We start from the raw sequence: 11,400 nt of genomic DNA, 5'->3' as shown, positions 1-11,400 counted from the left end.
ATTCAGGACGCCGTGGTCGCCGGCCACGATCGCGACGAAGTCGGGCTTCTGGTATTTCCCAGCCCGGCCGGCGCCGCCGCGTAGAGCGCAGGGGCACGCAGCCCCTGCCGCAAGGCGCGCACCGCGGCATCGTGGCGCGCCGCCGCTTGCGCACAGGCAGCGCACGTCGCCAGGTGCGATTCGACGCGCAGGCTGTCGGCCGCGCCCAGTTCGCCATCGGCGCGCGCGGCCAGCAGGGCGCGGATGTCGTCACAGTTCATCGTGGTGCTCCTTGTGCGCGGTGTTGCCCGCATTGCCTGCATTGCCCGAGGCGCGGATTGGCGTGACCTTGGTCCGCGCGGGCGCCGCCTCGTCTTCCATCAGCAGGCGCGCGAGCTGCTGCCGCCCCCGCGCCAGCCGCGACATCACGGTGCCGACCGGCACGTCGACGATGGCGGCAATGTCCCGATACGGCAGGTCTTCCAGCTCGCGCAGCACGACCACCTCGCGGTACGCCAGCGGCAGCCGCGCCAGGGCAGCCTGCATGCGGCGCACGTCATCGGCGCGGGCGAGCAGCGCGGCGGGGTCGGCGCCGTAGGCGATGGCCTCGTCGTCCGGGGGCAGTTCGGCCTGCGGGTCGGTGCCGTCGTCCTGCCACGGCTGCGTGCGCGCCTGCTTGCGGCGCGCGCATTCCGAGAACCACGTGTTGCGCACGATCGCCAGCAGCCAGGGCCGGCCATCGCCGCCACGAAAGCCGCCAAACAGCCGGAACGCGCGCAGGCAGGCGTCCTGGACGATGTCGTCGGCGTCCTGCGCGTCGCCCGAGAGCCAGCGCGCCAGGTTGTAGGCGGCATCCACATGCGGCAGCACGGCCTGGGCAAAACGCTGCGCGTCGGCGGGCACGTCGATGGTCGGATCAGACGGGTCGGGCATGGTGGCCGGAAGTTGGGGTTGCTTCGTATACCGCGGCGCAATCCAGTTTATTCCCGCCGTGTAAAAAATTCGCGAACGGGCGGATTTCGTGGAATAACCCGGCCGCTCGCCCGGTATGACAGGCAGGACCACCCCGCACGCTCGGCACACCCCTTGTGCCCGCCCGGGGCCGGATCACGAACCTGACTGCAGGGGATTCCCATGATCAAGCAACCCGGACGACGCCAGTTCATGCAGCTGGCCGCAGTGGGCGGGCTGGTGTACGCCTCCGGCCTGCGCGGCTGGCAGGCCATGGCGGCCACCACCGGCCGCGCACAGGATGACTTCTACTTCGTCCAGCTCTCGGACTGCCACTGGGGCTTCAAGGGCGCGCCCAACCCGGACGCTCGCGGCACGCTGCCCAAGGCCATCGCGGCGGTGAACGCGCTGTCACCCGCGCCGGACTTTGTGGTGTTTACCGGCGACCTGACCCACATCACCGAAAACGTGGACGAGCGCCGCAAGCGCCTGACGGAGTTCCGCGACATCGCCGCGCAACTGAAGGTGCCGGTGGTGCACTACATGCCTGGAGAACACGATGCATCGCTCGACAACGGCGAGGCCTACAGCGCGCTGTTCGGCCGCACGCACTACGCCTTCGACCACAAGGGCGTGCACTTCATCGCCATCGACAACGTGTCGGACCCGCGCGCGCAAGTGGGCGAGGCGCAACTGGCATGGCTGGCGGCGGACCTGCGCTCGGTTCCGGCGCACACGCCCATCGTGGTGTTCACGCACCGGCCGCTGTTCGACCTGTATCCGCAGTGGGACTGGGCCACGCGCGACGGCCAGCAGGTGATCGACCTGCTGATGCCGCACCAGAACGTGACGGTGTTCTATGGGCACATCCACCAGGAACACCACCAGATGACGGGCCATATCGCGCACCACTCGGCGCGCTCGCTGATGTTCCCGCTGCCGGCACCGGGCTCGCAACCGAGGCGCGACCCGCTCCCATGGGATGCCGCGCAGCCATATCGCGGTCTCGGCTGGCGCAGCATCGCCGAGCACGGCAAGCAGGACGCCGCCACCTGGGCGCTGGCCGAACAGCCCATTCAGGTCAACAGCGGCGCCGATGCCCCCGCCAAGACCCCGGAGACCACCTGATCATGAACCTGACCATTGCCCACGACCGCAAGCGGCGCCTGGCGCTGCGGCAGTTCACCGTGCTCGCGGCCGGCGCCGCGCTGGCGTGCGTTGCGCACGGCGAAGGACCGCAGGTGATCCGCGTGCACGCGCGCAAGTTCACCTTCACGCCCGACCAGATCACGCTCAAGCGCGGCGTGCCCGTGGTGTTCGAGCTGACCGGGCAGGACATCCTGATGGGGTTCTCGATTCCGGACTTTCACGTGCGCGCGGACGTGGTGCCAGGGCAAACCGTGCGGCTGGCACTCACGCCCGACCGCACCGGCACGTTCGACTTCCTGTGCGACATCTTCTGCGGCACGGGGCACGAGACGATGAATGGCACGTTGACCGTCACCTGAAGCGAACGTGACTCACACGGCAAAACGCCCTGACTTCTCAGGGCGTTTTCTTTTGGTGTCGGCACAGCCAAGATCGGCCAGTTTCAGCCGATCGCATGTTCACCAGAAACTAGCCGTCAACCGGATGCGCGGGGGTCTCCAGCAGCAACTGATAAAAGGCCAGATCGAGCCAGCGACCGAACTTGAACCCGACTTGCGGCAACGTGCCGACGTGCCTGAATCCGAGCCGCGCATGCAGGGCAATGCTCCCGGCGTTCGTTGCATCGATTCCGCCGATCATTGCGTGGACGTCATTCTTTCGGGCTGCGGCGATGAGTTCTTGCATGACCACCCGGCCAAGGCCGCGGCCACGGTGGTCCTTGTGCACGTACACGGAATGCTCCACCGAGTATTTGTACGCCGGCCAGGCCCGGAACGTGCCATAGCTGCCGAAAGCGAGCAGCGCTCCGTCGTTGCCCTCAACGCCGACCACCGGGAAACCGCCAGCGCGCTTGGCTTCGAACCAAGCCACCATGCTCTGCGGCGCTCGCGGCTTGTAGTCATAGAGGGCGGTGGAATTCAGGATGGCCTCGTTGAAGATCGCAAGGATCGCCTCCGCATGGCCCTCAAAGGTGCACTGCGCGATGGTGTGTTCGCTCACCGTGTTCTCCTTGAAGTGAATGGAACGGTCGTCAGCGCCACCGCATAGCGCGCCGGCTTGCGGCCCGGGTTGCGAAAGACGATTTGCTGCTCAAGCACCATGGCGAGGCAGTCCCCCGCCTGCAGCTGCCATGTCCGGTCTCCCACGGTGATTTCCATTTCGCCTTCGAGCACCCAAACCTGCTGATGCGCCACGACGTTGCGCGTCACGTTTTCGAAGGCGACGCTTTTGCCCGCTGGAAAGCTCACCTCCACCAACTCGATGGGCGATGCGTATCCACTGGGTGAGACGTTGCGGCGAATGTAGCCAGACCCGGGATCCGTCCAGATCTGTTGCTCAGACAGCCGCGCAAGCGGCTGTTCTGCCGCAGCGCCGGGCGCATCCGAGAACAAGGCGGCCAATGTGACGCCCAGCGCGTCAGCCAGCTTGTTGAGCACGACGGCGGTCGGGCTGGTTTCCTCACGTTCGATCAATGAGATCGCCGAGCGGCTCACTCCGCTCAAGTCGGCGAGTTCATCCAGCGTGTAGCCGCGCGCCTTGCGCAGGTCACGCACCCGGGTGGCAATCAGGTGGTCGACATTCATGACTCCAGTATATTGGATTTCAATTCCAACACAATAGAGATGCGCGAGAAAAGCCATCCCCTGGCATGCAGCGAGGGATACGCAACTTCAGGGGATGGTTACGGGCACGCCACCCTTGGGCGCGTGCCATCGCTAGACGGGCGGGCGTGATGTGCAGAGATGGCCTGAACCAGCGGGTACGTGCGCGACACACGCATCCACTTGAGCACGGCGCTCAGCCCAGCCGCGCCGCCTCGATCACCGCGATGTCGATCTTTCCCATCGTCATCATCGCGTCGAATGCGCGCTTGGCCGCCGCGCGATCCGGGTCGCATATCGCCGCAGTGAGGGCGCGCGGGGTGATCTGCCACGATATTCCCCATCGATCCTTGCACCAGCCGCAGGCGCTTTCCTGGCCGCCATTGCCGACGATCGCATTCCACAAACGGTCGGTTTCGGCTTGGTCGTCCGTCGCGATCTGAAAAGAGAAGGCCTCGCTGTGCTTGAAATGCGGGCCGCCGTTCAGCCCGAGGCAGGGAATGCCGGCAACGGTAAACTCGACTGTCAAGACATCGCCCTGCTTGCCATCGGGATAGTCGCCCGGCGCGCGGAGGACGGCACCGACAGCGCTGTTGGGGAAGGTTTCGGCATAGAAGTTTGCGGCGGCAAGGGCGCCGCCGTCGTACCACAGACAGATCGTGTTCTTGCTGTTCATGCGTGTCTCCTGAAGCGCCGAGCATCGGCATCCGTGATGGCCAAGACAACTTCAATCGATCACATTGCAGGATCTTGGCCTGTCAGATTAGGCGCAGTTTCCCCGGTCTTGTTCGCCACCTCGGCCTCGATCTCGGGATTGGGTTCGCCGTCCTTGGTCGCAATCAGCATTTTCGGCGCCAGCGGGATCAAGGCCAGGATCAGTGCGTACACCACGGTTGTCGCGATCACACAGTAGGTGAATCCGTGCGCTGGACTGCTGTTATAGATGCGCGCGCCCAGTAGATCGCCGGCGCGCGCCGAGAGCGCAAGCACGCCATCCACCAGCATCATCAACGTGCCTTGCAAACCCGGCGGACAGGACCGCATGGCAAGGTCGAAGTACGCGGCGGTGGCGACACCGCCCATGAGCCCGATCGGTGCCGCCAACACCAGCGCGAGATTGGCGGAGTGGATGAAGGCCAGCGGAATCATCTGCGGCACGGCGACGATGGTTCCCCACCACAGCAGCTTGCTGAGCGAAACCCGCTTGCACAGCACGCCATACAGCAGAAATGTCGGGATGAACGCAGCAGCAAAAATGCCGTTGTAGTACGAGTAAACAGAATCCGATGCATGCAGTTCGTTGGTCAGGTAGAACTGCAGCGGCGTGGCCGCGCCTGGCGCAAAGTTCCACAGGAAGCAGATGAGCACCGCTGGATAGACGGCGCGATGCCTCACCAGCCGCCGGACATTCCCAACGAAATCGGTGCCCCTGGCTTGCGGCGTCTCGTAGAGGTGGCCGAAGACGGAAACAGGCTTCCAGAGCCCTGACACCGCGATCAACAATGCAAACACCGCCGCCAGGAAGAACGCCTCTTTCGGGCCAAGATGATCGGAGACATAGCCGGAGGCAAACGCTCCCGCCACGACCGGGACGGAGCCGACTATGTTCAACAGCGCGCTCAGCCGCCCGGACATGTGCTGCTCCTGGCCCACCAGCGCGATCAACCCCTGATAGGCGGCGGCAACAAACCGGGATGACAGCATCGCCAGCAGCATCCCGACGACCAGCCCCGAATACGAGACCCCGGAAAGCGCCATCCAGATGAATGCCAGCGCGGTGGCGGGCGCGAAGATCAGGAAGAAGCCGCGATCCCGCAGCCCGAGCGGGTTCCATTGGTCACGCGCGAGGCCAAAAGCGAACGCAAGGTACACGGGGATGCCCGTCACCAGCCGAAACATCGCGATCTGCGTTGCCGTGGCGTGCAGCTGGTTCTTGAGCAGGTACGACGTCTGGATATCCAGCAGATAACCGGCCGGCGTTGCCAGCGAGAGCAACAAGGTCAACCCGCCGAAATACAGCAGGGTCTGGTCGCGGCCCTCGGTGCCATCGCGGCCCAAACCCGCAGACAAGCGCGCAGGTCGCACAGCGTGCCAGCAGTTGGCGACCGCTTTTACCAGGCCGGATGATTTCGCTGCCACGGCACGCACCCCCGGAGGGCGACAACTCGATAGCAGCATGCGCTGTGCCGCCGCCTAGGGTCAACATGACTCATTCGAAGAGACGAGCACGCGCGACCGAGACCGGCTACGAACGGAGCATCGGCCCGAAGGCGCAAACGACCACAGGCTAGTGCTAGGATGACCGCTCCCCCGGCAGCCGCCCCCTCCGCCCATGACGACCATCTACGCGACCCTCGGCGTGCAGCCGGACGCCACCCTGGACGACATCAAGCGCGCCTATCGCCGCGCCGCGATGAAGTGGCACCCCGACCGCAACCCTGGCCGCGAGGCCGAGGCGTACGCGGCATTCCAGGAAATCCGCGAAGCCTACGCCATCCTCTCCGACGCTGAGCAACGCCGGGTCTACGACGCGGTGTTCGCGCAGGAAATGCAGCGCTGGGAGGCCGAGCGCGAAGCGCAGGAAGCAGAAGAACGCGCCGCGCAACGCGAGCGTGAGCGCATTGCGCAGGAGCACTACGAGAAGATGGTCGCCGTCGCGATGCGCTTTGCCGACGACGGCCACATCCGTGATGTCCTGTTCGGCGTGCTGCTCGGCCGGGACTGCGATGCGGAACTCGCGGCGCGTATTGCGAACAGCGTGTGGGCGTTGCAGGAGGCGCGGCGGGTGAGTGTGTCTGCTGCGGATGCGCCTGACGCTGAGGCTGCGCCGATGCCAGACGAGGCGGTGACCGCGAAGGCTGACGAGGCGACGGTGCCCCGGCGTCATCCCAGCGCGTTTGAGGCGTTCTGGCACGGGTTGTTTGGTCTGCGGCCGTAGCGGCCGATATGCCGGCCGGCGCAACTGGGGGACGAATGCGGACGGTCTGCGCACTTGCAGCGGGCAGTACTTCGCCGCGCGGTGATTACATGGGCTGTAATTGGCGCAAGCAACGACTGCTTCTACGCTTTGGCTGTCGCGCCTCCATTCCGGTTGCGCTCACCGCCACGGAGATACCATGTCCAGCTATCCCGCATACACGATCGAATCCGCGCCTGCGCAATCCAAGCCCGTGCTCCAGCAACTGCAGCAGGCGTTTGGCTTGATCCCGAACATCGCGGCCAAGATGGCCGGATCGCCAGTGCTGATCAACGGCTTCATCGGCCTGTTTGAACGTGTGCATGCGAGCAGTCTGACCGAGCCGCAGATTCAGACGGTGTTGCTGACCAACGCGGTCGCAAACGCCAGCGAATGGCCGGTTGCGTTTCACACAGCGCTTGCATTGAAGCAGGGGGGGCGTCCCGCCGATATCGACGCGATCCGGCACGGCGTCTTGCCCGATGACGCCGGACTGGCCGCGCTATCGGCATTGGCGCGCACGCTGATCGAAAAGCGCGGCCGCCTGGCCGAATCGGACCAGAGACGTTTCCTGGAAGCGGGGTTCAGCGTTGAGCAAGTGCTCGAGGTCATTGCGGTGGTTGCCGCATCGACGATCACGAACTACACCAGCAGCGTCAGCCAACCATCACTCGAAGCGCAGTTCGAGGCGTTTGCCTGGCACGCGCCCGCACCCTGAGCCCTCTCCATCCGCTCACCTAGATGAGGGAAATCCGATGAGCGCCACCCGTCCCGATCCGAAAGCGCCGCCGAGTGAGCTTGGTGACTTGCTGCGCTATTGGCGCGACGTGCGTGGCGTGAGTCAGCTCGATCTGTCGTTCGAGGCCGGCGTCTCGCAGCGCCAGATCAGCTTCATTGAAAGCGGGCGCAGCGTGCCGGGCCGGGACACGCTGCTGACGCTTGCACAGACGCTAGATGTGCCGCTGCGCGAGCGCAACGCCCTGCTGCTCGCCGCCGGCTACGCGCCTGTGTATTCCGTGACGCCATGGAACGCACAGGAGATGCAGAGTGTCACCCGCGCGCTCGAACGGGTCGTTCGCCAGCACGAGCCGTTTCCGGCGATCGTGATGGATCGCCACTGGAACGTTCTGATGACCAATGACGCCGCGCCGCGCTTTTTCGGCTGTTTCATCGACATGGCTGCGCGCGAAGGGCCGCGCAACATGCTGCATCTGATGTTCGATCCGCAGGGGATGCGTCCATTCGTGGCCGATTGGGACACGGTCGCGCGCAGCTTGCTACAACGCGTGTATCGAGAATCGGTCGGTCACGTCGTCGACGCCGGCACCCGGCGTCTGCTGGAAGAACTACTTGCCTATCCAGACGTGCCGCACGACTGGAAGACGCATCACGGGCCGTCCGCCGCGCCCACCATGCCTGTCATTCCGATGGGTTTCGTCAGCGAGGGCGTCGTGCTTCACTATTTCTCGATGGTCACGACCGTTGGCGCTCCGCAGAACGTTGCGGCACAGGAACTGCGCCTGGAATGCATGTTCCCCGCCGATGACGAAACCGAGGCACGCCACCGGCAGTTGCTCGCCGACCATTCAAGACATCACTGAGCGCGTTCGGCCAGTTTCCGCCGATCATCGCTCGAGATCGAATGACCAAAGCGCACATGAAGACAGCCACGCGTTGCTGCGCTGGCTCATGACACGGTCCGTCGACAGACGTCCACAAAATCCCCCCAGCGATCGATGCTCGAGCCATCCGTGCTCGCCCCGCCCCCCGACGACTGAAAGCGCGTTTCACATTACGGAATTCGCCCCGAATTTCCCCGGCGCACTCTTCCCGTTTGTTGAAAACGCGTTCCGCATCGCAAAATTTGCAGCCTATCTCCTTGAAAAATAAAGGAAAACTAACTCTTATGTCTTATATAAGACCTTGCTGCGACGCATCAAGATCGCCCTACAATAAGTCCACGCTGCTTGCTTCGAACTCCGTCGCCGCACACGCAACCCTTTCTTCTCAAACACGCTTCATTCCTAGGAAATTGACATGGCCCAGTATCAAGACGACATCAAGGCAGTTGCCGGTTTGAAAGAGAACCACGGCAGCGCGTGGAATGCCATCAACCCTGAGTACGCTGCCCGCATGCGCGCCCAGAACAAGTTCAAGACGGGCCTGGACATCGCCAAGTACACCGCCAAGATCATGCGCGCCGACATGGCCGCCTACGATGCTGATCCGGCCAAGTACACGCAGTCGCTGGGTTGCTGGCACGGCTTCATCGGCCAGCAGAAGATGATCTCCATCAAGAAGCACTTCAACAGCACCGACCGCCGCTACCTGTACCTGTCGGGCTGGATGGTTGCTGCGCTGCGCTCCGAGTTCGGCCCGCTGCCGGACCAGTCGATGCACGAAAAGACCTCCGTCAGCGCGCTGATCCGCGAGCTGTACACCTTCCTGCGCCAGGCCGACGCCCGTGAACTGGGCGGCCTGTTCCGCGAGCTGGACGCTGCCAAGGACGCTGCCGCCAAGGCCGCCATCCAGGCAAAGATCGACAACCACGTCACCCACGTGGTGCCCATCATCGCGGACATCGACGCCGGTTTCGGCAACGCTGAAGCGACCTACCTGCTGGCCAAGCAGTTCATCGAAGCCGGCGCATGCTGCATTCAGATTGAAAACCAGGTGTCGGACGAGAAGCAGTGCGGCCACCAGGATGGCAAAGTCACCGTGCCGCACGAGGACTTCCTGGCCAAGATCCGCGCGATCCGCTACGCCTTCCTGGAACTGGGTGTGGACGACGGCGTGATCGTGGCGCGTACCGACTCGCTGGGCGCCGGCCTGACCAAGCAGATCGCCGTGACCAACACGCCGGGCGACCTGGGCGACCAATACAACGCGTTCCTCGATTGCGAAGAACTGTCGGCCGACGCACTGGGCAACGGCGACGTCGTCATCAAGCGCGACGGCAAGCTGCTGCGTCCGAAGCGCCTGCCGAGCAACCTGTTCCAGTTCCGCGCCGGCACGGGCGAAGCACGCTGCGTGCTGGATTGCATCACCTCGCTGCAAAACGGCGCCGACCTGCTGTGGATCGAAACCGAAAAACCGCATATCGCCCAGATCGGCGGCATGGTCAGCGAGATCCGCAAGGTCATCCCGAACGCCAAGCTGGTGTACAACAACAGCCCGTCGTTCAACTGGACCCTGAACTTCCGTCAGCAGGTGTATGACGCAATGAAGGCCGCAGGCAAGGATGTGTCGGCCTATGAGCGCGGCGCGCTGATGAGCACGGAATACGATCAGACCGAACTGGCGAAGCTCGCCGACGAGAAGATCCGCACCTTCCAAGCCGACGCATCGCGCGAAGCCGGTATCTTCCACCACCTGATCACGCTGCCGACGTACCACACCGCCGCACTGTCGACCGACAACCTGGCCCGCGAATACTTCGGCGACCAGGGCATGCTGGGTTATGTGGCTGGCGTGCAGCGTAAGGAAATCCGTCAGGGCATCGCCTGCGTCAAGCACCAGAACATGTCGGGCTCGGACATCGGCGACGACCACAAGGAATACTTCAGCGGCGAAGCAGCCCTGAAGGCGGCGGGTAAGGACAACACCATGAATCAGTTCCACTGATCCTGGTCGTACCCCAAGCTAAACGCCAACCCATCGCGGGTTGGCGTTTTTTTTTTGTCCGGCGAGATGGCCCGCGAGAATCCCATCGAACGTCTCGCACAACGCCGTCTCATGGAAAGCTGCACCGCTAGAACCCTGTGCACCGTTGCCTGAGTCGCGGTATCAGAAAGTCCAGAAACGCACGCAGCTTGAGTGGCAAGGGTCGCTGACCCGCGTGCATGACGTGCACGGGTAGCGACGGTGGCTCGAAGCGCTGCAGCACGATGCGCAGCGAACCTTGCGCAACGGCATCGGCTACCTGATACGAAAGCACGCGCGTGAGTCCGACGCCCGCGACTGCAGCGGCGATGGCCGCTTCCGCGGTGTTGACCACGAGCCGCGAATGGATCTCGATGTTCATGCCTCTGGTGGACCGCGATGGAAACGTCCACATTTGCGCAGTGTCCAGCGCATCGAACGTCACACATGCATGCGACTTCAGCCGCGCCGGCGTTGCAGGCGCGCCATGCGCGTCCAGGTAAGCCGGGCTTGCGCATACGACCCGACGGACCTCGCCGACGCGCGTGGCCACCATGCTGCTGTCGGGCAGGGCGCCGATCCGCACCGCCGCATCGACGTGCTCATCGAGCAGATGAATGTTGCGATCGACCAGCGAAAGCCGAACGTCGATTTGCGGATGCGTTGCGAGAAATTCGGCGATCAGCGGTGTGACGTGCAACCGGCCGAACACGAGCGGCGCGGTGACCGACAACTCTCCACGGGGTTCGGCGTATTCGCCCGAAGCGGCGCGCTCCGCTTCATCAATCTCCTCGACGATCTTGCGGCATCTCGCGACGTAGGACGCTCCCGCTTCGGTCAATGAAAGCTGCCGCGTGGTGCGGATCAGCAAGCGCGTCGCCAGATGCGATTCCAGTTCGCTGATCTTGCGGCTGACATTCGTCAGCGGCATGCCGAGATGCCTGCCTGCAGCGGAAAAGCTGCCTGCGTCGACTACCGATAACAGCACCTGCATCGCTTCGAGCCGGTCCATAGGTCTCGCTGGAATGGTCGTGTGGAACGTGGCGCCTCTGTGGTTTGGGCACCTAGGATATGCACGGCAACTCTACCATTTCATGGAAGGATCATTCCCATTTCGAACCC

General features: G+C 63.9%; 12 protein-coding genes and 1 pseudogene. 6 read left to right on the top strand and 7 right to left on the bottom strand.

Annotated elements, in window-relative coordinates; genetic code table 11:
* Positions 1-59 precede the first annotated feature (59 nt).
* Together QZ609_RS04720 and QZ609_RS04715 are read right to left on the bottom strand one after the other, a co-directional pair.
* Positions 60-260, bottom strand: a pseudogene (locus QZ609_RS04720) (zf-HC2 domain-containing protein); the annotation flags it as partial.
* Positions 250-912, bottom strand: a complete 663-nt coding sequence (locus QZ609_RS04715; RefSeq protein ID WP_295491745.1) for an RNA polymerase sigma factor — start codon at positions 910-912, stop codon at positions 250-252. The pseudogene QZ609_RS04720 and the gene QZ609_RS04715, both read right to left, overlap by 11 nt.
* Positions 913-1,113: 201 nt before the next feature.
* On the opposite strand from QZ609_RS04715, the gene QZ609_RS04710 reads away from it, so the two are divergent.
* On the top strand, positions 1,114-2,058 hold the full coding sequence (locus QZ609_RS04710) for a metallophosphoesterase (RefSeq protein WP_295491743.1): 945 nt from the start codon (positions 1,114-1,116) through the stop codon (positions 2,056-2,058).
* Positions 2,059-2,060: 2 nt separating this feature from the next.
* Positions 2,061-2,438 carry a cupredoxin domain-containing protein gene (locus tag QZ609_RS04705; protein ID WP_295491741.1) on the top strand — a complete coding sequence of 126 codons (378 nt, stop codon included), beginning with the start codon at positions 2,061-2,063 and terminating at the stop codon, positions 2,436-2,438.
* 109 nt (positions 2,439-2,547) lie between these two features.
* Here QZ609_RS04705 and QZ609_RS04700 read toward each other — a convergent pair whose 3' ends face one another.
* The 4 genes from QZ609_RS04700 to QZ609_RS04685 all read right to left on the bottom strand — a co-directional run bounded on the left by QZ609_RS04700 (position 2,548) and on the right by QZ609_RS04685 (position 5,750).
* Positions 2,548-3,078: a GNAT family N-acetyltransferase gene (locus QZ609_RS04700; protein WP_295491739.1), complete on the bottom strand. Its 531-nt coding sequence runs from the start codon at positions 3,076-3,078 to the stop codon at positions 2,548-2,550.
* On the bottom strand, positions 3,075-3,662 hold the full coding sequence (locus tag QZ609_RS04695) for an XRE family transcriptional regulator (protein WP_295491738.1): 588 nt from the start codon (positions 3,660-3,662) through the stop codon (positions 3,075-3,077). Before QZ609_RS04695 ends, QZ609_RS04700 begins: the two co-directional genes overlap by 4 nt.
* 214 nt (positions 3,663-3,876) lie before the next feature.
* Positions 3,877-4,356: a VOC family protein gene (locus QZ609_RS04690; RefSeq protein ID WP_295491736.1), complete on the bottom strand. Its 480-nt coding sequence runs from the start codon at positions 4,354-4,356 to the stop codon at positions 3,877-3,879.
* Positions 4,357-4,415: 59 nt separating this feature from the next.
* On the bottom strand, positions 4,416-5,750 hold the full coding sequence (locus QZ609_RS04685) for an MFS transporter (RefSeq protein ID WP_295491753.1): 1,335 nt from the start codon (positions 5,748-5,750) through the stop codon (positions 4,416-4,418).
* A 262-nt stretch (positions 5,751-6,012) separates the two neighbouring features.
* On the opposite strand from QZ609_RS04685, the gene QZ609_RS04680 reads away from it, so the two are divergent.
* The 4 genes from QZ609_RS04680 to QZ609_RS04665 all read left to right on the top strand — a co-directional run bounded on the left by QZ609_RS04680 (position 6,013) and on the right by QZ609_RS04665 (position 10,260).
* Positions 6,013-6,618, top strand: a complete 606-nt coding sequence (locus tag QZ609_RS04680) for a J domain-containing protein (protein ID WP_295491734.1) — start codon at positions 6,013-6,015, stop codon at positions 6,616-6,618.
* Positions 6,619-6,796: 178 nt separating this feature from the next.
* Positions 6,797-7,354 carry a carboxymuconolactone decarboxylase family protein gene (locus QZ609_RS04675; RefSeq protein WP_295491751.1) on the top strand — a complete coding sequence of 186 codons (558 nt, stop codon included), beginning with the start codon at positions 6,797-6,799 and terminating at the stop codon, positions 7,352-7,354.
* A 37-nt stretch (positions 7,355-7,391) separates the two neighbouring features.
* On the top strand, positions 7,392-8,237 hold the full coding sequence (locus tag QZ609_RS04670) for a helix-turn-helix transcriptional regulator (RefSeq protein WP_295491721.1): 846 nt from the start codon (positions 7,392-7,394) through the stop codon (positions 8,235-8,237).
* A gap of 436 nt (positions 8,238-8,673) precedes the next feature.
* The gene (locus QZ609_RS04665; protein WP_295491719.1) at positions 8,674-10,260 is read left to right on the top strand and encodes an isocitrate lyase; all 1,587 of its coding nucleotides are present in this window, start codon (positions 8,674-8,676) and stop codon (positions 10,258-10,260) included.
* Positions 10,261-10,387: 127 nt separating this feature from the next.
* Here the strand turns inward: QZ609_RS04665 and QZ609_RS04660 are convergent, their stop codons facing one another.
* A complete protein-coding gene (locus QZ609_RS04660; RefSeq protein ID WP_295491717.1) occupies positions 10,388-11,290 on the bottom strand; it encodes a LysR family transcriptional regulator in 903 nt (300 codons plus the stop codon).
* Between the last annotated feature and the right edge of the window lie 110 nt (positions 11,291-11,400).

The sequence above is a fragment of the uncultured Ralstonia sp. genome (assembly GCA_913056305.1).
Classification (GTDB): Bacteria; Pseudomonadota; Gammaproteobacteria; order Burkholderiales; family Burkholderiaceae; genus Ralstonia.
This window is presented reverse-complemented; position numbering and strand designations above follow the sequence as displayed.